Source organism: Frigoribacterium sp. AC512 (assembly GCF_979258295.1).
In genome coordinates this window covers 192,765-218,748 of record NZ_OZ409850.1, presented here as the reverse complement: position 1 = coordinate 218,748, position 25,984 = coordinate 192,765, and the positions used below count along the sequence as shown (strand labels likewise).

General features: G+C 72.6%; 23 protein-coding genes and 1 tRNA gene. 9 read left to right on the top strand and 15 right to left on the bottom strand.

Annotation, left to right across the window (positions count from 1 at the left end):
- Positions 1 to 38: 38 nt before the first annotated feature.
- The 3 genes from ACZZ97_RS00945 to serS all read right to left on the bottom strand — a co-directional run bounded on the left by ACZZ97_RS00945 (position 39) and on the right by serS (position 2,438).
- A tRNA-Ser gene (locus ACZZ97_RS00945) sits at positions 39 to 126 on the bottom strand.
- Positions 127 to 285: 159 nt separating this feature from the next.
- Positions 286 to 1,176 carry an HAD family hydrolase gene (locus ACZZ97_RS00940; RefSeq protein WP_463471953.1) on the bottom strand — a complete coding sequence of 297 codons (891 nt, stop codon included), beginning with the start codon at positions 1,174 to 1,176 and terminating at the stop codon, positions 286 to 288.
- Positions 1,173 to 2,438, bottom strand: coding sequence for a serine--tRNA ligase (serS, locus tag ACZZ97_RS00935; protein WP_463471952.1), 1,266 nt, complete (start codon positions 2,436 to 2,438; stop codon positions 1,173 to 1,175). The genes ACZZ97_RS00940 and serS overlap by 4 nt, the downstream gene beginning before the upstream one ends.
- Positions 2,439 to 2,564: 126 nt before the next feature.
- Between serS and ACZZ97_RS00930 the strand changes: the two genes are divergently transcribed.
- Positions 2,565 to 3,584 carry a diacylglycerol/lipid kinase family protein gene (locus ACZZ97_RS00930; RefSeq protein ID WP_314103072.1) on the top strand — a complete coding sequence of 340 codons (1,020 nt, stop codon included), beginning with the start codon at positions 2,565 to 2,567 and terminating at the stop codon, positions 3,582 to 3,584.
- A 75-nt stretch (positions 3,585 to 3,659) separates the two neighbouring features.
- Here ACZZ97_RS00930 and pheA read toward each other — a convergent pair whose 3' ends face one another.
- Positions 3,660 to 4,610, bottom strand: coding sequence for a prephenate dehydratase (pheA, locus tag ACZZ97_RS00925; RefSeq protein ID WP_463471951.1), 951 nt, complete (start codon positions 4,608 to 4,610; stop codon positions 3,660 to 3,662).
- A 123-nt stretch (positions 4,611 to 4,733) separates the two neighbouring features.
- On the opposite strand from pheA, the gene pgm reads away from it, so the two are divergent.
- Positions 4,734 to 6,353: a phosphoglucomutase (alpha-D-glucose-1,6-bisphosphate-dependent) gene (pgm, locus tag ACZZ97_RS00920; RefSeq protein ID WP_463471950.1), complete on the top strand. Its 1,620-nt coding sequence runs from the start codon at positions 4,734 to 4,736 to the stop codon at positions 6,351 to 6,353.
- Positions 6,354 to 6,455: 102 nt separating this feature from the next.
- Here pgm and ACZZ97_RS00915 read toward each other — a convergent pair whose 3' ends face one another.
- Positions 6,456 to 7,109 (bottom strand): M15 family metallopeptidase, encoded by a 654-nt coding sequence (locus ACZZ97_RS00915; RefSeq protein WP_463471949.1) that lies wholly within the window; start codon positions 7,107 to 7,109, stop codon positions 6,456 to 6,458.
- 452 nt (positions 7,110 to 7,561) lie between these two features.
- On the opposite strand from ACZZ97_RS00915, the gene ACZZ97_RS00910 reads away from it, so the two are divergent.
- Positions 7,562 to 9,451, top strand: a complete 1,890-nt coding sequence (locus tag ACZZ97_RS00910) for an MDR family MFS transporter (protein ID WP_463471948.1) — start codon at positions 7,562 to 7,564, stop codon at positions 9,449 to 9,451.
- Between the two features lie 97 nt (positions 9,452 to 9,548).
- Positions 9,549 to 10,199, top strand: coding sequence for a MarR family winged helix-turn-helix transcriptional regulator (locus ACZZ97_RS00905; RefSeq protein ID WP_463471947.1), 651 nt, complete (start codon positions 9,549 to 9,551; stop codon positions 10,197 to 10,199).
- A 278-nt stretch (positions 10,200 to 10,477) separates the two neighbouring features.
- Here ACZZ97_RS00905 and ACZZ97_RS00900 read toward each other — a convergent pair whose 3' ends face one another.
- Positions 10,478 to 11,365, bottom strand: coding sequence for a DNA-methyltransferase (locus ACZZ97_RS00900; RefSeq protein WP_314102824.1), 888 nt, complete (start codon positions 11,363 to 11,365; stop codon positions 10,478 to 10,480).
- A gap of 59 nt (positions 11,366 to 11,424) precedes the next feature.
- On the opposite strand from ACZZ97_RS00900, the gene ACZZ97_RS00895 reads away from it, so the two are divergent.
- Positions 11,425 to 11,709, top strand: a complete 285-nt coding sequence (locus tag ACZZ97_RS00895) for a GNAT family N-acetyltransferase (protein WP_314102825.1) — start codon at positions 11,425 to 11,427, stop codon at positions 11,707 to 11,709.
- 207 nt (positions 11,710 to 11,916) lie between these two features.
- Here ACZZ97_RS00895 and ACZZ97_RS00890 read toward each other — a convergent pair whose 3' ends face one another.
- The 6 genes from ACZZ97_RS00890 to ACZZ97_RS00865 all read right to left on the bottom strand — a co-directional run bounded on the left by ACZZ97_RS00890 (position 11,917) and on the right by ACZZ97_RS00865 (position 18,413).
- Positions 11,917 to 12,966 (bottom strand): lipoate--protein ligase family protein, encoded by a 1,050-nt coding sequence (locus ACZZ97_RS00890; RefSeq protein ID WP_463471946.1) that lies wholly within the window; start codon positions 12,964 to 12,966, stop codon positions 11,917 to 11,919.
- A 176-nt stretch (positions 12,967 to 13,142) separates the two neighbouring features.
- On the bottom strand, positions 13,143 to 14,021 hold the full coding sequence (locus ACZZ97_RS00885; protein ID WP_314102831.1) for an alpha/beta hydrolase: 879 nt from the start codon (positions 14,019 to 14,021) through the stop codon (positions 13,143 to 13,145).
- Between the two features lie 282 nt (positions 14,022 to 14,303).
- Positions 14,304 to 14,945 (bottom strand): PepSY domain-containing protein, encoded by a 642-nt coding sequence (locus ACZZ97_RS00880; protein WP_463471945.1) that lies wholly within the window; start codon positions 14,943 to 14,945, stop codon positions 14,304 to 14,306.
- A gap of 210 nt (positions 14,946 to 15,155) precedes the next feature.
- A complete protein-coding gene (locus tag ACZZ97_RS00875; RefSeq protein ID WP_463471944.1) occupies positions 15,156 to 16,772 on the bottom strand; it encodes a sensor histidine kinase in 1,617 nt (538 codons plus the stop codon).
- On the bottom strand, positions 16,765 to 17,442 hold the full coding sequence (locus ACZZ97_RS00870; protein ID WP_133738958.1) for a response regulator transcription factor: 678 nt from the start codon (positions 17,440 to 17,442) through the stop codon (positions 16,765 to 16,767). The genes ACZZ97_RS00875 and ACZZ97_RS00870 overlap by 8 nt, the downstream gene beginning before the upstream one ends.
- A gap of 218 nt (positions 17,443 to 17,660) precedes the next feature.
- Positions 17,661 to 18,413 (bottom strand): SDR family NAD(P)-dependent oxidoreductase, encoded by a 753-nt coding sequence (locus ACZZ97_RS00865; protein ID WP_314104620.1) that lies wholly within the window; start codon positions 18,411 to 18,413, stop codon positions 17,661 to 17,663.
- Positions 18,414 to 18,556: 143 nt separating this feature from the next.
- On the opposite strand from ACZZ97_RS00865, the gene ACZZ97_RS00860 reads away from it, so the two are divergent.
- The 4 genes from ACZZ97_RS00860 to ACZZ97_RS00845 all read left to right on the top strand — a co-directional run bounded on the left by ACZZ97_RS00860 (position 18,557) and on the right by ACZZ97_RS00845 (position 22,156).
- Complete coding sequence (locus tag ACZZ97_RS00860) at positions 18,557 to 19,015, top strand: MarR family winged helix-turn-helix transcriptional regulator (protein WP_463471943.1); 459 nt, start codon at positions 18,557 to 18,559, stop codon at positions 19,013 to 19,015.
- On the top strand, positions 19,012 to 20,400 hold the full coding sequence (locus ACZZ97_RS00855; RefSeq protein ID WP_463471942.1) for an MFS transporter: 1,389 nt from the start codon (positions 19,012 to 19,014) through the stop codon (positions 20,398 to 20,400). Before ACZZ97_RS00860 ends, ACZZ97_RS00855 begins: the two co-directional genes overlap by 4 nt.
- Before the next feature lie 119 nt (positions 20,401 to 20,519).
- Positions 20,520 to 21,203, top strand: coding sequence for a hypothetical protein (locus ACZZ97_RS00850; protein ID WP_463471941.1), 684 nt, complete (start codon positions 20,520 to 20,522; stop codon positions 21,201 to 21,203).
- Positions 21,204 to 21,217: 14 nt separating this feature from the next.
- Positions 21,218 to 22,156: an endo alpha-1,4 polygalactosaminidase gene (locus ACZZ97_RS00845; protein ID WP_463471940.1), complete on the top strand. Its 939-nt coding sequence runs from the start codon at positions 21,218 to 21,220 to the stop codon at positions 22,154 to 22,156.
- A gap of 155 nt (positions 22,157 to 22,311) precedes the next feature.
- Here ACZZ97_RS00845 and ACZZ97_RS00840 read toward each other — a convergent pair whose 3' ends face one another.
- From ACZZ97_RS00840 to ACZZ97_RS00830, 3 genes are read right to left on the bottom strand one after another with little or no spacing between them, the layout of a single operon-like run.
- Positions 22,312 to 23,157: a transglutaminase family protein gene (locus tag ACZZ97_RS00840; protein WP_123547111.1), complete on the bottom strand. Its 846-nt coding sequence runs from the start codon at positions 23,155 to 23,157 to the stop codon at positions 22,312 to 22,314.
- Positions 23,154 to 24,083, bottom strand: a complete 930-nt coding sequence (locus tag ACZZ97_RS00835; protein ID WP_192042413.1) for an alpha-E domain-containing protein — start codon at positions 24,081 to 24,083, stop codon at positions 23,154 to 23,156. The genes ACZZ97_RS00840 and ACZZ97_RS00835 overlap by 4 nt, the downstream gene beginning before the upstream one ends.
- Complete coding sequence (locus ACZZ97_RS00830; RefSeq protein WP_463471939.1) at positions 24,077 to 25,792, bottom strand: circularly permuted type 2 ATP-grasp protein; 1,716 nt, start codon at positions 25,790 to 25,792, stop codon at positions 24,077 to 24,079. The genes ACZZ97_RS00835 and ACZZ97_RS00830 overlap by 7 nt, the downstream gene beginning before the upstream one ends.
- Positions 25,793 to 25,984: the final 192 nt, after the last annotated feature.

Sequence of the window (25,984 nt, the reverse complement as noted above, 5' to 3'; positions counted from 1 at the left end):
GCGAGTCGTCCTGGCCGTGCTCGCGGGGCGAGTCGTGATGGCGGAGGGCGTGGGATTCGAACCCACGAGACATCTCTGCCCACTTGTTTTCAAGACAAGCTCCATCGGCCGCTCGGACAGCCCTCCCGGCACACCCGCCGGAGCCGGTGCGACCGCGCCGAGTCTAGCCGAGGAGGCGCGGCGCCAGCCGGGCAGACCCGTCCGCACCCGCAGAACCCGCGCGCACCCTCCGTGCGGACGAGGGTATGCGCGGGTTCAGAGGGTCTTGGCGCAAGCAGCGCCAGCTCAGAGCTGCGCGAGCGCGTCCGCGAGCCCGTCGTCGAGGTCGGTACGGGTGCGCTCGTTGGCGACCTCGTGCACGTCGTCGGGAGCCTGCCCCATCGAGACGCCGCGACCCTCGGCAGCGGCCCACTGCAGCATGGCGATGTCGTTGCGGCCGTCGCCCACGGCGAGCACGCGCTCGCGCGGGATGCCGAGCTCGGCACGCACGCGCTCGAGGGCCGTGGCCTTCGTCACGCCGTCGGGCGCGATGTCGAGCCACGCCGTCCAGCCGACGTTGTAGTTCACCTTCTGCAGGCCCATCCGCTCGACGACGTCGAGGAAGTCGTCCGTGTCGTGCGACGGCGACACCACGACGACGCGGGTCGCTGCGATGTCGAAGAGCTGCTCGAACTCGACCTTCTCGGCGCCGCCCGTGTGCTCCACCTGGGGGAACGAGCCGCAGTAGCGCATGACGCCGTCCCTGTCCTCGACGGCGTAGGCCGCCTCGTTCAGTCCCTCGCGGATGGTGGTCAGCACGTCGGTCGGGTCGAACTCCTCGACGTGGAACTGCGAGTAACCGGTCGGCGCCGACTCGTCGCGACCCAGCGTGATCGCCCCGTTCGCGCAGACCACGTACTCGGACACGAGGCCGAGGCGGTCCATCACGGGCAACGTCATCGACACCGATCGTCCGGTCGCGATCATCACCGCGTGCCCCTGGGAGGCGAGGCGCGTGATCTCGCCGGCCACCGCCTCCGAGATGGTGCCGCCCTCTTGCATGATCGTGCCGTCGACGTCGAGCGCGACGAGCCAGCGCTCGTCGGCCGAGACGGTCGCCGCCACGGGGGCCGACCGACGGCGGGTGTCGTCGTCCCAGCTCGAGCTCTCGCTGGTCGCCACGTCGCCGCCGCTCACGCGACCGGCTCGATGACCTCGAGGCCGCCGAGCCACGGACGCAGCGCCTCGGGCACGACGACCGAGCCGTCGGCCTGCTGGTGCGTCTCGAGGATCGCCACGAGCCAGCGCGTGGTCGCCAGCGTGCCGTTCAGCGTCGCGACGGGCGCCGTCTTGCCGCTCTCGGTGCGGTAGCGGGTGTCGAGGCGACGAGCCTGGAACGTGGTGCAGTTCGAGGTGCTGCTGAGCTCGCGGTAGGTGCCCTGCGTCGGCACCCACGCCTCGATGTCGAACTTGCGCGCCGCGCTCGAGCCGAGGTCGCCCGCGGCCACGTCGATCACGCGGTAGTTGAGGCCGAGCGCCTGCATCATCGACTCCTGCAGGGCGACGAGCGCGTCGTGTTCCTGCTCGGCCTGGTCGGGGTGCACGTAGCTGAACATCTCGAGCTTGTTGAACTGGTGCACGCGGAGGATGCCGCGGTTGTCCTTGCCGGCGGCGCCCGCCTCACGTCGGTAGCAGGTCGACCAGCCGGCGTAGCGGATGGGCCCGGCCGTCACGTCGAGGATCTCGTCCGAGTGGTACCCGGCGAGGGCCACCTCGCTCGTGCCCGTCAGGTAGAGGTCGTCTGCGGGCAGGTGGTAGACCTCGTCGGAGTGCGAGCCGAGGAACCCGGTGCCCGCCATGATCTCGGGCCGCACCAGCGTCGGCGTGATCAGCGGCGTGAAGTCGTTCTCGATCGCCTTGTCGAGCGCCATGTTCATCAGCGCGAGCTCGAGGCGGGCGCCGATGCCGCGGAGGAAGTAGAAGCGCGAGCCCGACACCTTCGTGCCGCGCTTGATGTCGATCGCGCCGAGCTTCTCGCCGAGGTCGGCGTGGTCGAGGGGCTCGAAGTCGAAGGAGGGGCGGGTGCCGACCTCGCGGAGCGTCGCGAAGTTCTCCTCCCCGCCGGCGGGCACACCGTCGACGACGACGTTGCCGAGCGAGCGGACGGCCTTGTCGAAGGCGGTGTCGGCCTCGGTCGACGCGGCCTGCGCCTCCTTGACCTTCGCGGCCAGCTGCTGGGCCTGCGCGACGAGACCGGCCTTCTCCTCTTTCGGCGCCGTGGCGACGGTCTTGCCGAACGCATTCTGCTCGGCCCGCAGCTCCTCGAACGAGGCGATGGCTGCGCGGCGGGCGGCGTCGGCGGCGACCGCGTCGTCGACCAGCGACTCCGACTCACCTCGGGCACGCTGGCTCGTCTTGATCACGTCGGGGGCATCGCGCAGCAGCTGGGGATCGATCACGGGTCCATCTTATGGACGCCCCCTGACGCTCGCCGCTCTCCCCAGGCGGAGGTGCGGGCCGCGCATCCTTCCACAGGCGGTGCAGGGGGCAGGCCTCGCGTCGCGCCTGCCCGTTACGGTGGGCGGATGACGACCTCCCCCGCCGCCTCGCCCGCCGAGTCCCCCTCGGCGCCCGAGGCCGCGACGGCCCAGAAGACGGCTGCCGTCGTCTACAACCCCATCAAGGTCGACATCGCGAAGGTCCGCGCGGCCGTGCTGCGGCACGAGGCCGAGGCAGGCTGGGGGCCGACCCGCTTCTACGAGACCAGCGTCGAGGATCCGGGCGGCGGCATCACCGCGACGGCCGTGGCCGAGGGCGCCGACGTGGTCATCGCGGCCGGCGGCGACGGCACGGTCCGCGCCGTGGCCGAGGCCCTCCGGGGCTCGCACGCCGCCATCGCCCTGCTGCCGAGCGGCACGGGCAACCTGCTGGCCCGCAACCTGAACCTCGATCTCGACCACCTCGACGGCTCCGTCGCCACCGCGTTCTCCGGCCGCGACCGCGCGATCGACCTCGGGCTCGTCGACGTCGAGCGCGAGAACGGCGAGCGGGAGCGCTTCGCGTTCGTCGTCATGGCCGGCATCGGCCTCGACGCCAAGATGCTCGCCAACACCAACCCGAAGCTCAAGGCCCGCGTCGGCTGGCTCGCCTACGTCGACGCCATCGCCCGGTCGCTCCGCGACGACAACAGCATGGTCATCCGCTACGACCTCGACGGCCAGGGCCGCAAGACGATGCGCGCCCACACGGTGCTCGTCGGCAACTGCGGCCTGCTGCCCGGCAACATCATGCTGCTGCCCGACGCCGCGGTCGACGACGGCGTCTTCGACATCGTCGCCCTGCGCCCCGACGGCTTCTTCGGCTGGGTGCAGATCTGGGTCAAGATCGTGTGGGAGAACGGAGTGCTGCGTCGCAGCTCCGTCGGACGCAAGATCATGGCGCACAGCCGCGAGGTGCGCACGGTCCGCTACTCGAAGGGGCGCGAGATCGTCGTGCGCCTCGACGAGCCGCAGGACTTCGAGATGGACGGCGACTCGGTCGGCAAGGCCGTCGCCATCAAGACGTGGGTCGACCCCGGGGCGCTGACGGTGCGCGTCCCGGCCTGACGGCCCGCGCCTCCTGTGCGTCACTCGGTCGGGCGAGCCGACCCGAGAGGTGCACCGGGACCGAGGAGGCGCGGCTCAGGCCCCCGAGACCAGCCCGCGCAGCCAGTCGCGCGCGTCGACGAACGCGTCGTCGTCGTAGCGCGGCACGACGACGACCGGGCGGGCGTCGGCCCGGGGGTACGACCCGAGGAACATCACGTTCGGGCTGAACCTCTTGAGGCCGAGCAGAGCGTCGGCGACGCGCTCGTCGAGCACGTGGCCCTCGAGGTCGATCACGAAGCGGTACCGGCCGAGGGCGTCGCCGATCGGCCGCGACTGGATCAGGCTGAGGTTGATGCCGCGGGTCGCGAACTGCTCGAGCATGTCGACGAGCGCGCCCGCGCCGTCCTCGGGCAGCTCCACGATGATGCTCGTCTTGTCGGCGCCCGTCGCGGGCGGCACCGGGACGGTGCGGCTGACGAGCACGAAGCGGGTCACGGCGTTGCGGTTGTCGCCGATCTCGCGGGCCAGCACCTCGACGTCGTGGTGCTCGGTGATCGTCGGCGGGGCGACGGCGGCGTCGGCGCGGCCTGCACCGGCGGGCGTCGACAGCAGGTCGGCGGCCGCCGCGACGTTCGAGGTCGCCGGCAGGTGCCCGTGGCCGGGCAGGTTCGCCTCGAGCCACAGGTGGGTCTGCGCGTAGGCGACCGGGTGCGCGTTGACGACCAGCACCTCCTCGAGGCGGGTGCCCGGACGCGCGACGAGCACGAAGTCGACGGCGACCAGGTACTCGCCGACGATGCGGAGGCCGGGCACGGTCGCCAGGGCGTCCTGCGTGGCCGAGACGCCGCCCTCGACGCTGTTCTCGATCGCGATCATGGCCGCGACGCTGCGGCCGGAGACGACGTCGGCGAGCGCCTCGCCCACGTTGTTCACGCTGCGCCACTCGGCGCCCACGGCGTCGGGCACCTGCTTGAGGGCCGCCTCCGTGAAGGTGCCGGCCGGGCCGAGGTAGCTGTAGGTCGACGAGGAGGCGGGGGTCGGCATGACGGAGAGCCTACTGACGACACGGAGCCTGCTGACGACCCGGAGCCTGCTGATGTCCGAGAGCCTGCTGAGCGCCGTGGCCGGACGCCGACGGAGGTCGGCGGCTGGTGCCAGGATGAGCGCATGACCGATCGCGCAGGCACCCCCGCACTCGACAGCGACCTCATCGACACCGGTGAGCTCGTCGACGCCTACTACTCGCTCGTCCCCGACGTGTCGGTGCCCGAGCAGAAGGTCGTCTTCGGCACCTCGGGCCACCGCGGCTCGTCGCTCGACACCGCCTTCAACGAGACGCACATCGCCGCGATCACGCAGGCGATCGTCGAGTACCGCGCCGGCCAGGGCATCACCGGGCCCCTCTTCATCGGGCGCGACACCCACATGCTCAGCGCCCCCGCCGAGCGCACGGCGATCGAGGTGCTGGTCGGCAACGGCGTGCACGTGCTGGCCGACGCCGACGGCGGCTACGTGCCCACGCCTGCGCTGAGCCACGCGATCCTCGTGCACAACGCCGACCCGGCCAACACCGAGAAGGCCGACGGCATCGTCGTCACCCCCAGCCACAACCCGCCCCGCGACGGCGGCTTCAAGTACAACCCGCCGCACGGCGGTCCGGCCGACAGCGACGCAACGTCGTGGATCGCGAACCGTGCGAACGAGATCATCGCCGCGGGCAACGTCGACGTCGTCAGGGCCGACGGCAGCGCCGGCCGGCACGACTTCCTGCGCGGCTACGTGGGCGACCTGATCAACGTCATCGACATCGACGCCATCAAGGCGGCCGGCGTGAAGATCGGCGCCGACCCCCTGGGCGGCGCGAGCGTCGAGTACTGGGGCGCCATCCGCGACGTCTACGGCCTCGACCTGACGGTCACGAACCCGGGCGTCGACCCGACCTGGCGCTTCATGACGCTCGACTGGGACGGCAAGATCCGGATGGACCCGTCGAGCGCCTCCGCGATGGCCAGCGTCGTGCACCGAAAGGACGAGTTCGACGTGCTCACCGGCAACGACGCCGACGCCGACCGCCACGGCATCGTCACGCCCGACGGCGGCCTGATGAACCCGAACCACTACCTCGCTGTCGCCATCGACTACCTCTACACGCACCGCCCGCAGTGGCGCGACGACGCCGCGATCGGCAAGACGCTCGTGTCGTCGAGCATCATCGACAAGGTCGCCGAGAAGCACGGCCGCCGCCTGTGGGAGGTGCCGGTCGGCTTCAAGTGGTTCGTGCCCGGCCTGGTCGACGGCTCGGTCGCCTTCGGCGGCGAGGAGAGCGCGGGGGCGTCGTTCCTCCGCAAGGACGGCACGGTGTGGACGACCGACAAGGACGGCATCCTGCTCGCGCTCCTCGCGAGCGAGATCATCGCCGTCACGGGCAAGACCCCCTCGCAGCTCTACGCCGAGCTGACCGAGGAGTTCGGCGACCCCGTCTACGAGCGCGTCGACGCCGCCGCCAGCAAAGAACAGAAGGCACGCCTCGGCAAGCTCAGCGGCGACGACATCACCGCGACCGAGCTCGCCGGCGACCCCATCACGGCCAAGCTGGCGGAGGCGCCCGGCAACGGAGCTGCGGTGGGCGGCCTCAAGGTGGTCACCGACAAGGCCTGGTTCGCCGCACGCCCGAGCGGCACCGAGGACGTCTACAAGATCTACGCCGAGTCGTTCGACGGCCCCGAGCACCTCAAGCGAGTGCAGGCCGAGGCCAAGCAGATCGTCGACGCGGCGCTCGGCGCCTAGCCCGCCGCCAGACGGCGGGTCTCGCTCGACGGGCGAGTTCGACGCCGGCGGTCCGTCACGACGGACCGTCGGCGCCGGACTCGCCCGTCGTCGCGTCCGGGCTCAGCCGGCGTAGGTCGGCGCGGCCGGCAGGCCGAAGAACTCCTCGAGCGTCGTGACGCCCGTCGTGTGCAGCTCGGTCGCGAGCGGCACCCCCACGTAGCGGAAGTGCCACGGCTCGTAGGTGAACCCCGTGACGGCCGTCTTGTCGGCCGGGTAGCGCAGCAGCCAGCCGTAGCGCCAGGAGTTGGCGGCCAGCCACTGCCCTTGTGCGGTGTCGCCGAAGCAGGCCTGCAGGGCGCAGCTCAGCGGGATCGGGCTGATGTCGGCGACGAGGCCCGTCTGGTGCTCGCTGTGCCCGGGGCGCGCGCTCTGGATGTCCGCCTGTGCCTGGCCGAGCCGGTCGACCCAGCCCTGGTACACGCTCACCTGCGTGGCGTACGACCGGTACGCGCTCTGCACCTGGAACTGCCCGGCCCCCTCCGCCTCCCCCGCGGCGAACAGCGCGAGCAGGGCGTCGCCGGCCTCGCGGCGGAACACGGGAGGGTTCTGCGACGCCACGTCGATCGTGACGAGGTCGCTCGGCACGTAGTCGATCGGGCTCAACGGCCTCAGCTTGTCGCTCACGACCCAGAGGCTCGCGGGGTCGTCGATCGACATCGCCGACTTGTCGAAGGCGGGCGCGGCAGGCGTCGAGGGCTCGGCGGGGCTGGTCACGGGGGCAGGCTCCTCGGAGGGCTCGGCGGTCGCGGCGGGAGCAGACGACGAAGGAGGCGCGCTCGGCCTCGCACTCGTGCTGGCGTCCGGCGCGGCACCCGAGGTGCACCCCGCGAGCGCAGCCGTCACCAGGGCCAGCGCGAGCGCGGCCAGCGGAGCCGACGCCGACGGGCGGCGACGCGACGGTCGGCGACTGCGGGAGGACGGCATCGCACCAGGCTACGGCTCCTCCCCCGGCAGCTGGTCGGCCGGCTCCGTCCCCAGGCTCGACGTCACGTCTGGTGGAAGCCGTGCCGGTGCAGTACTTTTGCGGTCTGCGCACGTTCGGTGCGCCTCCCTCGGCTGCAGCGTCGCCGCCTCGCTCCTCCCGTTCCGCAGCCCACGCCCGGTCCCGCCGCTCCCGTGCTGCTCCGCCGTCTCACCACCTCGTGCCCTCCGAAGGACGCCGCGCCATGTCGAGAACCACCGCCTCCTCCTCCCCGGCGACCACCGCCTCCTCAGCACCCGCGGAGCGACAGGGGCTGATGACCCACCGCCAGATCCTCTTCGTGATCTTCGGCCTGATGGCGGGCATGTTCCTGTCGGCGCTCGACCAGACGATCGTCGGCACGTCGATGCGCACGATCGCCGACGACCTCGACGGGCTGAGCCTGCAGGCGTGGGTGACCACCGCCTACCTGATCGTCTCGACGATCTCGACGCCGATCTACGGCAAGCTGTCCGACATCTTCGGCCGGCGGCCGCTGTTCCTGATCGCGATCTCGATCTTCCTGCTGGGCTCGCTGCTGGCCGGCTTCTCGACGAGCATGTACCAGCTCGCGCTGTTCCGTGCCGTGCAGGGCATGGGCGCAGGCGGCCTGATGGCGCTGCCGCTGACGATCATGGGCGACATCCTCGCTCCGCGCGAACGCGCCAAGTACCAGGGCTACTTCCTCGCCGTCTTCGGCATCTCGAGCGTGATCGGCCCGCTGGTCGGCGGGCTCTTCGCGGGCGCCGACCAGATCCTGTTCGTCACCGGCTGGCGCTGGGTGTTCCTCGTCAACCTGCCGATCGGCGTCGTCGCGCTGGCGGTCGTCGTGCGGTTCCTGCACATCCCCGGCCAGGTGCGTCGCGAGAACGTCCGCATCGACTGGTGGGGCGCAGCCTCGGTGATCGTCGCCGCCGTGCCCCTGCTGCTCGTCGCCGAGCAGGGCCGCGAGTGGGGCTGGTCGTCGCCCGGCGCCTTCGCCTGCTACGTGATCGGCGCCGTCGGCATCGTCTCGTTCGTCATGGTCGAGCGGGCGATGGGCGACGACGCGCTCATCCCGCTGAAGCTGTTCCGCAACGCCACCTTCTCGATGGCGACCGTGCTCGGCGTGCTGGTCGGCTTCGGCATGTTCGGCGCGCTGCTGACCGTGCCGCTCTACCTGCAGCTGGTGCTCGGCTCGACGCCGACCGAGAGCGGCTTCCAGATGCTGCCGATGATCGCCGGGCTGATGATCTCGTCGATCGTCTCGGGCCAGCTCATCTCGCGGACGGGCCGCTACCGCATCTTCCCGATCACGGGCACCGCGTTCATGTCGCTCGGCTTCTTCTGGTTCACGAACCTCTCGTACGACAAGCCCTACTGGTTCATGATGATCGGGATGCTGCTGATCGGCCTCGGCCTCGGGCAGCTGATGCAGACGCTCACCATCGCGTCGCAGAATTCCGTCGGCCCGCGCGACATCGGCGTGGCCACCTCGGCGTCGACGTTCTTCCGCCAGATCGGCGGCACGCTCGGCACCGCCGTGCTGTTCTCGGTGCTCTTCTCGCGGATCCCGCGGACGATCGCCGCGGCGTTCGCCGACCCTGCGCTGCAGCGCGACGCCCAGGCGGCACTGGCCGACCCGAGCGTCACCGCCGACCGCGCGAACGCGAGCATCCTCGGCCTCTACCAGGCGGCCCAGAACGGCGACACGTCCCAGGTCGGCGGAGCGCTGAACGGCAACACGTCGTTCCTCAACACGGCCGACAGCCGTCTCGCGGCGCCTTTCCTCGACGGGTTCGCGCAGGCGACCGTCACCGTGTTCTGGGTCGCGCTCGGCATCGTGCTCGTCGCCTTCGTGCTCAGCTTCTTCCTCAAGGCCTCGCCGCTGAGGCAGAAGTCCGCCATCGACGAGGCGAACGACGACCGGCTCGCGGCCGAGCTGGCGGCGCAGGAGGCGGCAGCCGCGTCGGGCGCGCTGGTCGCGCCGACGACGGGCAGCGTCCCGGTCGTCGAGGGCGGCGGGCCGTCGGCGGAGCGACCCGCGTCGAACCCGCCGTCGTCGGACCGCCCCGCGTCGGGCGAGCCGTCCTCGGACCGGACCACGTCGAGCTGACCGGGGCTGGTCGCACCCGCCACGAACTGGCTGGGAACCCCCCGCGACGCTCGCCGCGATATGGAACTCCCTGATCGGCTTAGCTACACTCTCTAGCATGCCTCCCGAGCCGACCCGGCGTAACTACGACGCGACGGGGTACTGGTACGGCTCCAGCGCCAGCGAGCGCGGAGTCGCCGTTCTTAACGCCCTGCGCCGCTACCGTGCCGCCGAGTCGGACATGCGTCGTCGCACCCGCGACAGCATGAAGATGAACGAGACCGATCTCGCCGCGCTGCGGTTCCTCGTGCGGGCCGGCCGCAAGCACGAACCCGTCAGCGCCAAGGTGCTGGCCGAGCACCTGGCCATCACCTCCGCGTCCACGTCCGTGCTGATCAACCGGCTCGTCGCGAGCGGCCACGTCGAGCGCCTGGCCCACCCCACCGACAAGCGCGGCGTGCTGCTGCGGGCCACCGAGGGCACGCACGCCGAGGTCACCGACACGCTCTCCGGCATGCACGGCCGCATGATCACCGCGGCCCAGGGCCTGTCGCCCGACGAGACCGCGGCAGTCGTCTCGTTCCTCGAGGCGATGACGGCCGCCGTCGACGTCGACGACCACGCCCTCGCCGAGATCGCCCTCGCCGAGGCCCGCGCCGAGGCAGAGGCTGAGGCCCTCGCCGAGCTCGAGGGCCGCGACGCCGCCCCCGCTGCCGAGGCCGACGCATCGCGCGACGCCCACGCCGGCTCGGAGCCCGTCTCCGCCTGACCGAGCCCGCCTTCGCCCGGCCGACTCTGTCTTCGCCCGACCGACCTCGCGACGCCCGACCGACCTCGCGACGCCTGACCGACCCGTCGGCCCCGCAAATGCCGACCGGACGCGCTGCAACAGCGGCTTTTCGCCTAGTTGCACGCCCGGAACGGGACGAATGGTCGGCATTTGCAGAAGCGCGATGTGCCGAATTTGCAGTAGCGCGATGTGCCGAATCGTCAGGTGCGACGTGGGGCAGATCGGGGCGGGGCCGGGTGAGGCCGGGCCGGCTCGGGTCAGCTGGCCGAGGAGGCCCGGGGCGGCTCGGCGACGACGAACGTCGCATCGGGGAGGCGTCTGCGCATGACGGCCACCGCCTCCTCGTTGCTGTCGACCAGGACGTAGCGGCGGCCCGCGGCCGACGCCACCGCGCCCAGCGTGCCGCTGCCGGCGAAGAAGTCGAGCACCCAGTCGCCCTCGCGCGACGACGCCTGCACCATGCGGCGCAGCACCCCCTCGGGCTTCTGCGTCGGGTAGCCGGTCTTCTCGCGGCCCGTCGGCGACACGATCGTGTGCCACCAGACGTCGGTCGGCAGCTTGCCGCGCGCGACCTTCTCGGGCGTCACCAGGCCGGGAGCCATGTACGGCTCGCGGTCGACGGTCTCCGAGTCGAAGAAGTACCCCTTCGGGCTCTTCACGTAGACGAGGATCGTGTCGTGCTTCGTCGGCCACCGGTTGCGACTCTTGGCGCCGTAGTCGTAGGCCCAGATGATCTCGTTGAGGAACGAGTCGCGGCCGAACAGCGCGTCGAGCAGCACCTTGGCGTAGTGCGCCTCGCGGTAGTCGAGGTGCAGGTAGAGCGTGCCGTCGTCGGCGAGCAGCCGCCACGCCTCGGCGAGCCGCGGCTCGAGGAACGACCAGTAGTCGTCGAAGCGGTCGTCGTAGCGCATCAGGTCGCCGCGGATGCGCTCGTAGCCGAGGCCCTTGAAACCGGTCACGGCAGTCACCGAGTCGGGCACGCTGCGGACCGACGTCGTCGAGCGCCGTGTCTGCGGCCGACCCGTGTTGAACGGAGGGTCGAGGTACACGACCGTGAACGCGCCGTCGGGCAGCGTCGGGGTCACGTCGAGGTTGTCGCCGTGGACCACGAGACTCGAGGAGGCGCGGGTCCAGTCGACGGGCATGGTCGCCATCCTCTCGCACCGCTGGACGCCCCCCGAGCCACCCGGCGTACCGTGTCGGGATGAGCACCGCAGTCGAGAACCGTCCCGAGCAGAACCAGTACGTCCTCGTCGAGGACGGCAGCACCATCGGGCTCGCCGCCTACGACGTCGTCGGCGACGAGATCCGCTTCACGCACACCGAGATCGAGCCTGCCCGCCGCGGCGCGGGCCTCGGGGCGCAGCTGGTGCAGGGCGCGCTCGACGACGTCCGCTCCGAGACGTCGTTGCGCGTGGTGCCGATGTGCCCGTTCGTCGTCGACTGGGTCGACGAGCACGTCGACTACCAGGAGCTCCTGACGCGCTAGGCCTCCAGGGACGGGCCCGGCCTCTGGCTCGGGCCCCCTGGCCCGCACCGGCCTGGACGCCACGTCGAGTGGTCAGTTCCTGTCGTTCCCGCGCGCGGGAGGGACAGGAACCGACCACTCGACGGTCCCGAGAGCAGGGGGCGAGCCTCGATCGTCGCGACTGACCTCGGCGAGAGGTCTCGGGCACCGGGCCCGCGCCTCCTGGGGTCAGGGCACGCGGCGGAGCCACTCCGGCGTGGCGAACTTCGTGGTGACGAGCTGCTCGGCCGCCTGGAGCTCGTCGTCCGTGACGTGGCCGACCTGGGCGCCGTAGAGGCCGGTGAAGGTCTGCTTCATGCGCTCGATGATCTCGGCGCGCGGCAGCCCGGTCTGGCTGCGCAGGGGGTCGACGCGCTTGGCGGCGCTGGTCGTGCCCTTGTCGCTCATCTTCTCGCGGCCGATGCGGAGCACCTTCACCATCTTCTCGCCGTCCATGTCGTACGACATCGTGGCGTGGTGCAGCAGGGCTCCGTTGCCGAGGCGCTTCTGGGCGGCCCCGCCGATCTTGCCCTTCGCGCTCGTGATGTCGTTCAGCGGCTGGTAGAACGCGTCGATGCCGAGCGACCTCAGGGCCGTGATGACCCACTCGTCGAGGTACGCGTAGCTGTCGGCGAAGCTCATGCCCTGCACGAGCTCGCCGGGGGCGTAGAGCGAGTAGGTGACGATCGACTGGGCGTCCATGAACATGGCGCCGCCTCCGCTGATGCGCCGCACGACCTCGAAGCCGTGCTCGGCGGCCGCGTCGAGGTCGACCTCGTTGCGGAGCGACTGGAAGCTGCCGATGACGACGGCGGGCTGGTCCCACTCCCAGAAGCGGAGGGTGGGCTGGCGGCGGCCGGCCCCCACCTCCTCGGTCAGGACCTGGTCGAGGGCGAGGTGCATGTTCGGCGAGACGGGCGCGTCGTGGATGATCTGCCAGTCGTGGTCGCGCCAGTCGGTCGCCTTCGAGAGGCTGCGGCGGATGGCCGTCGCGACGGCGTCGGGCGAGAAGCCGAGCAGGACGGCGTCGTCGGGGAGGCCCGCCTTGATCGCCGCGGCGATGGACGCCGCGTCGGACTCGACCGGCAGGCCGTTCACCGCACGGTCGATGGCGTCGAGCGCCGTGTCGGGCTCGAGGAAGAAGTCGCCCGCGAGCCGGAACTCGGCGATGCGGCCCTCGCGCACCTCCAGGTCGACCACCACGAGCTTGCCGCCAGGGACCTTGTACTCACCGTGCATGGCTGCAGCCTATGCCTGCGCGGTCTGCGCTGGTCTTGTCGCAGATGCCGACCGCAGCGGCGTGATCCGGCCCGCAACCCCTGGATATCCCACTATGCGAGGCCCTGCGGTCGGCATCTGCGGCCTGGGCAGGTCAGGGCGAGTGCACGCGGCGGGCCAGGGGCGCGGCGGCGAGGTCAGGGGCGGGGGCGCGGGAGGCGGGCGTCGAGCCACGCGACGAGGTCGGCGAAGACCTGGGCCCGGTTCGTCTCCTTGAAGACCTCGTGCCGGGCGCCGTCGTAGACGACGAGCTCGACGTCCGTGAGGCCGCTGCGCGACACGTAGGCCTCGGCGAGCTTGCGGGCGCTCTCCTCGCCGCCGAGCGGGTCGTCTCCCCCCACGAGGACGAGCAGCGGCACGTCGCGGTCGAGCTGCTTGGCCGGGCGCCCGAGCAGCCGCAGCGCGTCGCGCCAGCCGAACAGGGTCGCGACCTTCGCGTCGACGGCGAGCGGGTCGGCCGCCATCTCGGCCGCGACCGCCGGGTCGCGGCTCAGCCACTCGAACCCGGTCGTGCCGAGGTGCGCGTGCCGGGCGTTGAGGTCGCCGCCGTTCATGCTGCCGGGAACCCGGTACGCGGTCCCGCTCAGCACGACGGCGTCGTAGAGCGAGGCCCGCTCGTCGACGATCTTCTGGAGCATCAGCGACCCCCACGAGTGGCCGAGCGCCACGAGGGGGAGGCCGGGTGCGTCGTCGCGGATGATCCCCGTGAACTGGACGACCGCCTCCACCGCTCCCCGCAGTCCCGACGGGCCGAGGCGGCCGAGCTTCGTGTGGTCGCCGCCGTGCTGCCCGAGGCCGGTCGCGCCGTGCCCGAGGTGGTCGTCGGCGTAGACCGTCCAGCCGGCGCGGACGAGCTCCTGCGCCAGCTCCTCGTAGCGGAGCGCGTGCTCGCCCACGCCGTGCATCAGCTGGACGGAGCCGCGTGGGTCGGCCGCTCGCCAGACGTACCAGTGGACGGTGACGCCGTGGGCGTCGACGAACGTGTGGTCGCCTCGCGCGGCGGAGAAGGTGGGCACGGTGTCATCCTCGCATCGTGCGGCCGTGGGCGGCCGGCGGCTCGGCGCCAGGGGCGACTCGAGCTGCAGAACCCGACCTGAAGGGCTGCAACCACCGGATATCGAGGTGTTGCAGCCCAGGCATGGCCCGAACAGTCGGCATTTTCGGAACCGGAACCGGAACCGGAACCGGAACCGGGAACGGAGCCCGGAGCCCGGGGCCTACGCCGCGCACCCCCCGGCGCACACGGGGCGTGCGCAGGGCCGGAGGGTGCGGAGGGTGCGCGGACCGCGCCGGGCAGGTCAGCGGCGGTCGTCGACGTCGGTGCGGAGCACCCCGAAGGAGGCGTCGAGGTCGACGTCGACCTCGGTCCCGTCGTCGAGGCGCACGTCGACCTCGTACGCGGTGTCGCCGTCGTCGCTGCGGTCGGCGTCGGTCACGGTGCCCCCGCCGGCAGCGGCGATCGCGGCCGCGGCGGCCTGGTCGAAGTCGGCTCCGACGAGGTCGTCGTCGTCCGTGCGGGAGGTGCTGCCCGAGGTGCTGTCGGAGCCGGGCGTGCTCGACGAGTCGTCGGAGAGGTCGCCGTCACGGCCGGAGTCGTCGTCGCCGTCACGGCCGGAGTCGTCGTCGCCGTCACGGTCGTCGTCGATGCGCGACGAGGAGACGCTGAAGTCGTCGCCCAGCAGCACGGTGCTCTCGCGGCCGTCGGGCAGCACGACGTCGACCTCGTAGCCGGGCAGGCCGTCGTCGAGACGGTCGACGTCGGTGACGGTGCCTCCGCCGGTCTCGGCGAGCGCCGCCTCCTGCGCACGGTCGTTCGCCGCGCCGCCGACGCGGTCGTCGAGGGTCGACGCGACGGCCACGCCGCCGCCGCCCAGCACGAGGATCCCGACGACCCCGCCGGCGACGAGGAGGGACTTCTTGCTCTTCAGGACGTTCTTCACGGTGTCTCCGATCGTGGGGCCGCGGTGCGGCGGGCGGTGCTCTCTCGAGCGATGACCCCACTGTCTCGGGCAGCCCCTGAAGCGCCCCTGAAGCGACCTGAAGGAACGTTCAGCGACCACCGCCGCCGCCGTGCGTCGCCGCACGGCCGGGCAGCGGGGCGTGCGCCGCAGGGACCTCGGGCGACGAGGAGGCGGGGCCGGGCAGGCAGGTCAGGAGGCGTCGGCCGGCAGGTCGACGACGAAGCGCGCCCCGCCGAGCGGTGACGTCTCGACCCGCACCGAGCCGCCGTGCACGCGCACGATCTCGGCGACGATGGCGAGGCCGAGGCCGCTGCCTCCGGCGTCGCGGTCGCGGGCCTCGTCGAGGCGGACGAAGCGCTCGAAGATCCGGGCGCGGTCGTCCGCGGCGACCCCCGCACCGTCGTCGTCGACGGTCAGCACCGCGCGGCCGTCGGCCGTCTCGACGAGCCCCACGGCCACCGCCGAGCGCGCGTGCCGGGAGGCGTTCGCGACGAGGTTGCGGACGACCTGGCCGAGCAGCCCCTCGTCGCCGCGCACTCGTGCCGGCCCCACGGCCGTGGCGTCGACGGAGACGCCCGCACCCGCACCCGCACCCGACCGCAGGCGGGCCGCCTCCGTCAGCACGAGGTCGTCGAGGTCGACGGGTCGGCGGGCGACGCCGAGCGCGCCCTCGTCGGCGCGGGCGAGGACCAGCAGTCCCTGCACCAGGGAGGTGAGGCGCGCCTCCTCGCCGAGGACGGTGCCGGCCAGCGCGCGCCCGTCGATGCTCTCGGGGTGCAGCAGCGCGACCTCGGCGTGCTGGCGGATCGTCGCGAGCGGCGTCTTCAGCTCGTGCGAGGCGTCGCCGACGAAGCGCCGCTGCGCGGTCGCGGAGGCGTCCAGCCGGTCGAGCATGCCGTTCAGGGTCGAGGCGAGCCGCGACACCTCGTCTCCCCCGCCCGGGTCGGCGAGGCGGTGCGACAGGTTCGCGGCGGTCACGTCGGCGACCTCGCGGCGCATCGACTCGACCGGGCGCAGCGCCCGCCCGACCACGAACCAGGTCGTCACCCCCAGCACGAGCAACGCCACGGGGACGGCCACGCCGAGCGTGAGCAGGCTGGCCGAGGAGGCGGCCTGCGCCTCGTCGAGGGAGCGTGCGGCCACGACGTCCCACCGTGTGGTGACGGTCTGGACGTCGAGGTCGTCGTCGTCCTCGGCAGCAGCGGCCGCGCTCGCGTCCTCGGCGGCCTCCCGCGCGTCGTCGGCGGCGTCGCGTGCGGCCTCGGCGGCGTCGTCGTCGTCGAGCGCGTCGTCGTCGTCGGACGGGGACTCCGGCGGCTCGGTCTCGGAGGAGGGGCTCGCGCTCGGGCTCGGGCTCGGGCTCGACGACGGCGAGGGAGTCGACGTGGTCGTGCTCACCGACTCCGCACCGTCGGTCTCGACGACGAAGTCGTCCCCGTCGAGCGAGACCCGGCTGCCCGAGGAGGCCCCCGCGAGCTGTCGCGCGTACCCGGCGAGGTCGTCGTCGCCGCCGGTCGCGACGAGCTGCCCCGCAGAGTCGAAGACGGCCACGAGGGCCCCGTCCGCGTCGCCCGAGACGGCGACGGCCGGGCTGGAGCCGCCCGCGAGCGCGGCCACGGCACGGTCGACGTCGGCGGACGCGGCGGAGCGCGGGGCGTCCGCGAGCACCGCCTGCTGCACCAGCGCGAAGACGAGCGCGAACGCACCGAGCGTCAGCGCCACGGCGAGCACGGCGGCCGCGGTGATGCGGAGGCGCAGCGAGCCACGGCGACCCCGGCGACCGACGCGACCGGCGTCGTCAGCCACCCCGCGCCTCCAGCCGGTAGCCGGCCCCGCGCAGGGTGACGATCGACTCGCGGCCGAAGGGCCGGTCGACCTTGTTGCGGAGGTGCCGGACGTACACCTCGACGATGTTCGGGTCGCCCTCGAAGTCGTCGTTCCAGACGCCGTCGAGCACCTCGCGCTTCGTGACGACGCTGCCGGCACGGCGCATGAGGAACTCGAGCACGGCGAACTCGCGACTCGTCAGCTCGATCTGCTCGTCGCCGCGGCGGACGTCGCGCGACGCCGGATCGAGCCGCAGGTCGCCGGCCTCGAGGACGACCGGGCGCTCCCGGGCCCCGCGGCGGACGAGGGCACGGAGGCGCGCGAGCAGCACCGCGAACGAGAACGGCTTCGTGAGGTAGTCGTCGGCACCGGTGTCGAGGGCCTCGACCTGGTCCCACTCGCCGTCCTTGGCCGTGAGCATGATGACCGGCGTCCAGTCGCCTCCTTCGCGCATCGCCCGGCAGACGGCGTATCCGCTCATGCCGGGCAGCATGATGTCGAGGACGACCACGTCGTAGCTGCCCTCGCGCGTGCGCCAGAGCGCGTCGGTGCCGGTGCCCGCCACGTCGACGGCCATGCCCTCGGCCTCGAGCCCGACGCGGAGCCCCTCGGCCAGCGTCGGCTGGTCCTCGACGACGAGCACGCGCACGACCGCCCCTTCCTCGCGCGCACCCTGCCCGCGTGCCCATCCTGGCGCGGGCGCGCTGAAGCGGGGCTGAAGCGGCGCCTCCCCGTCGGGCCCGCAGCGTGCCCGGGTGCAGGTGCGGCGGGTTCCCGTCGCCGCCGGCGGGTCAGCGCGGACCCGCCGTGGACGACGGGAACCCGCCGCACCCCGCTCACGCGGCCACGCGAGCGGGATCGCGCGGGCTAGTGCGCCGAGTAGCCGCCGTCGACGAGGTGGTAGCTGCCCGAGATGAACGACGCCTCGGGGCTGAGGAGGAACAGCACGAGCGCCGCGACCTCGGAGTCGGTGCCGAGGCGGCCCGACGCGTGCTGGCCCTCGAGGGCGTGCAGCTCGTCGGTCGACATCGACGAGCGGACGAGCGGCGTGTCGATGAAGCCCGGGCCGACGGCGTTGGTGCGGACGCCCTGTGCCGTGTACTCGAGCGCCGCGACCTTGGTCAGGCCGATGAGCGCGTGCTTGCTCGTGACGTAGGCCGCGTTCTTCGCGATGCCGACCGAGCCGAGCACGGAGGCCATGTTGACGACGGCTCCGCCGCCGGCCTCCACCATCGCGGGCAGCTGGAACTTCAGGCCGTAGAAGACGCCGTCGAGGTCGACCGAGCGGACCCTGTCCCAGGCGGCGATGTCGTAGTCGCCGATCGTCTGCGGCGCGGCGCCGATGCCGGCGTTGTTGACGGCGAGGTGCAGGGCCCCGTAGGTCTCCTTCGCGAACGCGACGGCCGCCTCCGAGTGCTCCCACTTCGCGGTGTTCTGCTCGAAGGCGGAGGCGGTGCCGCCCGCGGCCGTGATCTCGTCGACGATGCCCTGCGCCGCGTCGACCTTGATGTCGGTGACGACGACGGACGCGCCCTCCGCCGCGAGCTGGCGCGAGACCTCGGCGCCGATGCCGCTCCCGCCGCCGGTCACGATCGCCGTCTTGCCGCTGAACTTGCCCATGCTGTCGCTTCTTCCTCGTGTCGTGTGGGGCTCCTCGATGAGCCGTCCTCGACGATACGCCTGCATGGACCTCGGGGCAACAGGTGTCGCACATCGCAGACGATCGTTTACTTAGGCGAGCTAAATGATTAGGCTGGTGCTCGATGACCGACGCCACCGCCACCGCACCCGCCCGCCGCACCGTCCCGCACGCCCAGCTCGCCTCCGACGTGCGCGGCTCCGTGCTCCGGCTCGCCCGCCGGATGCGACAGCAGAAGGCCGACGTCGACGTCTCCGACGCGCAGATGGCCGCTCTCGGCTACGTCTTCCAGGAGCAGCCCCTCACCATCGGCGCGCTCACTGAGCACGAGGGCGTCACTCCCCCGTCGATGAACCGCACGGTCGGCAAGCTCGTCGACGCCGGACTGCTCAGCCGCCGGGTCGACGACGACGACCGGCGCCGGGTGGTGCTCGAGACGACGGAGGCGGGTGCCGCGTTCGTGTTCGAGACCCGACGCCGCCGCGACGAGTGGCTGGTGCCGCGGCTGGCCGCGCTGACCGCCGACGAGCGACGCACCCTGGCCGACGCCACCGAGATCCTGCGGAAGCTGAACCGGTCGTGAGCGCGATGTTCCGCTCGCTCGGCCTCTACAACTACCGGCTGTGGTTCGGGGGCGCGCTCGTCTCGAACACGGGCACGTGGATGCAGGCCACCGCGCAGGACTGGCTCGTGCTCACCCACCTCACCGACCACGACGCGACCGCGGTCGGCATCACCATGGCGCTGCAGTTCGCGCCGCCGATCCTGCTCGTGCCGATCACCGGCCTCATCGCCGACCGGTTCGACCGGCGCCGCATGCTGATGCTCACCCAGGGCACGATGGCGCTGCTCGGCCTGGCCCTCGGCCTGCTGGTGCTCACCGACGTCGCGCAGCTCTGGATGGTGTGGGTGTTCGCCCTCCTGCTCGGCACCGTGAACGCCATCGACGCCCCGATCCGCCAGAGCTTCGTCTCGGAGCTCGTCCCCCAGGGGCACCTCTCGAACGCCGTCTCGCTGAACTCGGCCTCGTTCAACGGCGCGCGCCTCCTCGGCCCGGCCGTCGCCGGCGTGCTGATCGCGAGCGTGGGCACCGGCTGGGTCTTCCTCATCAACGCGGCGTCGTTCGCCGCGGTGCTGCTGTCGCTGCGGTTCATCCGGGTGTCGCAGCTCGAGCACAAGCCGCCGGTGTCGCGGGCGAAGGGCCAGATCCGCGAGGGGTTCCGCTACGTGAAGGGGCGCCCCGACCTGCTCGTCGTCTTCACGATGATCTTCGTGATCGGCACCTTCGGCCTCAACTTCCCGATCTTCACGTCGACGATGGCCAGCGTCGAGTTCGGCGTCGACGCCAGCGGGTTCGGCCTGCTCTCGTCGTGCATCGCCGTGGGGTCGCTGACCGGCGCCCTGCTCTCGGCGCGACGCGAGCGCCCGCGGATGCGGGTGCTGGTGCTGGCCGCCGCCTCCTTCGGGGTGACCTGCACCGTCGCCGCGCTGATGCCCAGCTACTGGACGTTCGCCGCCGTGCTCGTCACCGTCGGGCTGTCGTCGATCACGCTGATGACCACGGCCAACAGCACGGTGCAGCTGTCGACCGCGCCCGAGATGCGCGGTCGCGTGATGGCGCTGTACATGGCGATCTTCACGGGCGGCACGCCGCTCGGCGCCCCGATCGTGGGCTGGGTCGCCGACACGGCCGGGCCTCGCTGGGCGATCGGCGTCGGCGCCGCCGCCGGCTTCGTCGCCGCCGGGATCGCCGTCGTCTGGCTCGTGCGCCGGCAGCACCTGCGGGTGCGGCGCGTGGCACCGGTCGCCGCGTCCGCGGACGCCGGCGTCGTGCGGCGGATCGCCCCGCGGCTCGTGCCGCACTTCACCGTCGAGCACGACGGCGACGGGGGCCGACCCGCGCGGGAGCGGCGCGACGAGGCCGCCGCCGTGCTGGCCGCCGACGAGGTCGCGTCGCGCACGGCGTGAGCGCGTGGCCGCTGAGCGCAAGGGGCCACCACGGTCGGGCCGCCCGGCGTACAGTCCGCCCATGACGAGTCCTCGGGTCTGATCCGGCCCCGCGGCGTCCCGTCGTGGAGGGTCCCGACATGGGCAGGACAGCGCGGTGCGCGGCAGCGGCTCTCGCCGCCGTCGTCGCCGGAGGCGCGCTCGGCCTGGCAGCGGACGCCCGCGCCGTCGACGGCCCCTACGACTACGTCGCGGTCTCGTTCCTGCTGCTGGCGTCCGCGCTCGTCGTCGGCGGCGTGGTCGTGCTGCTCGTCGCTCTGGCCGACCGCGTCCTCGGACGGTTGCCCGCGTCGGGCATGTCGCCACCGTCGACGGTCGCACCCGCTGACCGCCTCGCCCCCGCACTCTCCCCCACCTCGTCGACCCCTCCACCGACCGTCGTGCCCCCCGCGCAGGAGGCGGTGCCCGGGTCGGCGTCGCCGGTCACGACGTCCGTCGTGGCTGCAGGCACGTCCGCCGACTCCGTCGGCGGCCCAGCCCCGCTGTCCGCGGCCCGGACCGCCGCACACCGCCACGCGGCGACGGCCCGACGAGCCGCCGGTGCCGCCACGCGTCGTGCGGGGCAGCACGCCTCGACGGCGCAGCGCGCGGCGACCACGTCGGTCGCGGCAGCGGTGGCGCGGTCGGTCGCGGCGGTCCGCTCGACGACCGGCAGGCGGGGCCCCGCTGCAGAGGCGACGACCGCCGGCTCAGGAGTCACCGACGGTGCAGGCACCCCCGACGCAGCTCGCGACGAGGCCGTGCCCGGCGTCCGACCGGGCTGACCTAGGCTCGCGCCATGGACGAACGTCGACCGGATCCCCCCTGCGAGCGCACGGGCCGTGGCGCCGGGGCCGCGTCCGTGGTCGCGACAGTCGCCGCGGCGACGGCGCTCGTGGTCGGGCTCGCAGGCTGCTCGGCCACGATGCCCGCAGCGACGAGCGGAGCAGCCGCCGCGGGCGGTGCGGGTGCGGCGCCCTCGGGGGCGACCGGTGCTGCCGACCCAGGCCGCGCCTCCGGCGCCGACCTCTGGCCCGCCGGAGCCGGCTTCGACTACCAGCTCGGCGGTGCCTCCCCCGTGCCCGACGGCGTGACGGTCGTCGCCCGCGACAGCACCGACGAGCCCGCCGGCGCCGGGTTCGACATCTGCTACGTGAACGGGTTCCAGACGCAGCCCGGTGCGATCTGGCCCGAGTCCCTGCTGCTGCACGACGCCTCCGGCGGGCTGCTCGTCGACCCCGGCTGGCCGGACGAGCACCTCTTCGACACCTCCACCGCCGACGCGAGGGAGGCGCTGGCCGAGCTGCAGGCTCCGGTCATCGACGGCTGCGCGGCGGCCGGTTTCGACGCGGTGGAGTTCGACAACCTCGACTCGTACAGCCGCTCCGACGGCGCGCTCGACCTCGACGACGCGGTCGCCTTCGCGACGCTGCTCGTCGCGCGCACGCACCAGGCAGGCCTCGCCGCCGGCCAGAAGAACACCGCCGAGCTGGAGGCGCGCGGCCGCGACGAGATCGGCTTCGACTTCGCCGTCGTCGAGGAGTGCGACCTGTACTCCGAGTGCGGGGCCTTCACGGACGTGTACGGCGACCACGTGCTCGCGATCGAGTACACGGACGACCTGCGCGACACGGTCGAGGGGCTGTGCTCGCGCGAGTCGACCCCGCACAGCACGGTCGTGCGCGACCGCGATCTCGTGCCCGCGGACGACCCCGCGTACTCGTTCACCCACTGCTGACCCTGAGTGAATGTCGGCGGGTTCCCGTAGCCCGCGGCGGGTCAGCGCCCACCCGCCACGCATGACAGGAACCCGCCGCACGCCACAGGAACCCGCCGCATGCCACAGCGACCCGCCGACTCTCGCTCGCACGCGGGAGGAGCTGCGGCGCGCGGCTACGCCTCGCGCGTGATCTCCACCGTCACGAACAGCGACGACGCGCCCGACCCCGCGTACACCCCGCGCAGCGGCGGCACGTCGCGGTAGTCCCGGCCGTGGCCGACGACCACGTGACGGTCGCCGATGTCGATCAGGTTGGTGGGGTCGTAGCCGTGCCAGGCGCCGCAGAACCACTCGATCCAGGCGTGCGACTCGCCCGTGACCGTCTCGCGCAGCTCCGCCGACGGCCGTGGGTGCAGGTACCCGCTGACGTACCGCGCCGGGATCCCCGCCGCGCGGAGCGCCCCCACGGTCACGTGCGCGATGTCCTGGCACACGCCGGCCCGGGCGGCCCAGCTCTCGGCGGCCGTCGTCTTCACGTTGGTGACGCCGGGCAGGTACCGGACCGCGCCTCCTACCCTCTGGCAGATCTCCATCGCGGTCGAGCAGGGCGAGGTCGACGCCCCCTTCGCCTCGAGGGCCAGGTCGACCAGGTCGGCCGGCGGCGCCGTCAGCGGCGTCTGCTCGAGGTGCTCGACGAACTGGGCGGTGGCGCCGGCGACCCGGGCCAGGTCGTCCCAGCCCGTCGTCGTCTCGGGGTGCAGCACCGGGCGCAGCTCGACGGTCGACGTCGCCGTCAGCGACAGCTGCCGGTGCGGCAGCAGCACCTCGAACGCCGACACCCGGGTGCCCCAGTAGTCGACGTACTCGTGCGTCCCCGCGGCCGGGTCGATGCGGAGGTGCGACGAGAGGACGAACTGCCCCTCGGCGTGCGCCGGCAGCATGCGCGCCTCGTTGTAGCTCGCGACGGCCTCGCCGGCGTAGGAGAAGCCGGTGTGGTGGCGGATCCGCAGCCGGCTCACGATCGCTCACCGACCCAGGTCGGCGCCGCGCTGGTCGGGAAGTACCGCTGACGGATCGCCTCGGAGGCGGCGCTCGTCGCCGCCTGGACGGCGTCCATCTGGGCCGGCAGGTCGTCGAGGATGTCGCCGATCGGCCGGAACTCGAGCTCGCTGCGCATCTGCCCGAGGATCCGCACGCCGCCGTCGGTCGCGATCACCCGCCCGTTCGACGGCTCGACCTCGCGGAGGCACGCCTCGGCGCGGCTGACCGCGAACATCACGCTGCGCGGGAACAGCCGGTCGAGCAGCAGGAACTCCGCCGCGTTGCGGGCGCTCGGCACGCCCCGGTAGGTGCGCAGGTAGGCCTCGTAGGCGCCGCACGAGCGGAGGATCGTCGTCCACGACGGCCCGGACGCCTCGGTCAGCGTGCGCGTGGCGAGCAGCCGCGCCGTCATGTCGGCGCGCTCGATCGAGCGGCCGAGCGTGAAGAACTGCCACACCTCGTCGCGGCTCGTGGCGCTCTCGATGATCCCCACGGCGAGCGCGCTCCGCTCCCGCACCCAGGCGAAGAACTCGTGCACCTTGTCGTCCGCGACCTTGCGCGGCATGCGGGCACGGGTCGTGTTGAGGCACTCCCACAGCTCGGTCGAGACGATCTCGCGAGCCCGTCGGGCGTTCTCCCTGGCGGCGCCGAGCGAGTAGGCGATGGAGGCCGGGTCGTGCCGGTCGACGGCGAGCCGCGCGAGCACGTCGCCTCGTGTCAGCGCCTCGTCCGAGGCGGCCTCGCTGCCCATCACCGCGAGGAGGCTGCGGCAGGCGGTGTCCTCGTCGATCCACGGGTCCTCGAGCAGCAGCTGCAGGTGCACGTCGAGGATGCGCGCCGTCCCGTCGGACCGCTCGATGTACCGGCCGATCCAGAAGAGGCTCTCGGCGATGCGGCTCAGCATGGTCGTCCTTCGGTCGTGGTGGCGGGTCTCGCCTGCTGCTGCTGCTGCTGTTGCTGCTGTTGCTGTTGCTGCTGCGCCTGCTGGTCGTTGCGGGGGTCGTCCTGGGGGGCGTGGTCGGGCGTGTGGTCGGCCGCCGCGGCCGCCGCAGCCGCCGCCTCCGGAGTGATCACCGGGATCGACTGCGTCGGCGTCGTCTGCTCGGCGATGAGGGCGCTCACGTCGTGGCCTGCCCAGGCCGCCACGTCGCCGCCGACGATCCAGGTGTCCTTCGACCCGCCTCCCTGGCTGCTGTTCACGACGAGCTGACCGGCGGGCAGGGCCACGCGCGTCAGTCCGCCGGGCAGCACCCACACGTCGTCGCCGTCGTGCACGGCGAACGGCCGCAGGTCGGCGTGGCGGGGCTGGAGGCCGTCGTCGACGAGGGTGGGGATGGTGCTCAGCTGCACGACCGGCTGCGCGATCCAGCCGCGCGGGTCCTGCTGCAGGCGCGTGCGGAGCTCGTCGAGCTCGCGTCGGCTCGCGGCCGGCCCCACGACGAGCCCCTTGCCGCCGGAGCCGTCGACGGGCTTGACCACCAGCTCGTCGAGGCGGTCGAGCACTTCCTCGAGGGCGCCCGGATCCTCGAGGCGCCAGGTGCGCACGTTCGGCAGCAGCGCCTCCTCGCCCAGGTAGTAGCGGATCAGCTCGGGCAGGTACGTGTAGACGAGCTTGTCGTCGGCGACGCCGTTGCCCACCGCGTTCGCGATGGTGACCGTGCCGAGACGCGCGGCCATCAACAGGCCGGGCGAGCCGAGCACCGAGTCGGCGCGGAACTGCAGCGGGTCGAGGAACTCGTCGTCGACCCGGCGGTAGATCACGTCGACCCGCTCGGGGCCGCCCGTCGTGCGCATGAAGACGCGGCCGCCCGAGCAGTAGAGGTCGCGGCCCTCGACGAGCTCGACGCCCATCAGCCGGGCCAGCAGGGTGTGCTCGTAGTACGCCGAGTTGAAGACCCCGGGGGTCAGCACGACCACCGTCGGCTCGTCGACCCCCGACGGCGCGCTCTTCTTGAGGGCGGCGAGGAGGCGGGCGGGATAGTCGCCCACGGGGCGCACCTTCATCGAGACGAAGAGCTCGGGCAGCGTCTGTGCCATCACCCGCCGGTTCGAGATCACGTAGCTGACCCCGCTGGGCACGCGGACGTTGTCCTCGAGGACGCACCAGGCGCCGGACTCGTCGCGGATCAGGTCGATGCCGCTGACCTGGATGCGCACGCCGTTCGCCGGGTCGATGCCCGCGGCCTGGCGGTGGAAGTGGCTCGAGCTCGTGATGAGCCCCGCGGGGATCACCCCGTCGGCGACGGCCCGCTGCGGTCCGTAGACGTCGGCGAGGAACGCCTCCAGCGCCTTGACCCGCTGCTTCACCCCTTTCTCGACGTCGAGCCACTCGTCGTGCTCGATCACGCGGGGCACCGCGTCGAGGGGGAACGGTCGCTCCTCGCCGGCGAAGTCGAAGGTGACGCCCTGCGCGAGGTACGAGTCGGCGAGGGCCGCGGTGCGGCCGCGCAGGTCGTCCTGCGTCATGCCCTCGAGGGTCGCGTGGATCTCTTGGTAGGCCCGGCGGACCTCGCGGTCGGAGGCGAACATCTCGTCCCAGGCGGGCGCCGGCTGCCTCGCGGAGGAGCCCCTGGCCGGGGTCGCCGCGGCGTAGCGGTCGAAGAGGTCTGCCATGGCTCGACGCTACTGACGGGGTGTTGCGACGGTGTTTCCGGGCGGTTGCGGGCGGGGACGGGACTCCCGGCCGGGCCCTGTCAGGGCTTGGTCGGGAGCCCGTCGGGGCTTGATCGGAGCCTGGTCGGGGCCCGGTCGAGCCGCCGAGCGAGTTCTCGGCGGTCTCATCCGCACGGGCGAGACGCCGCACAG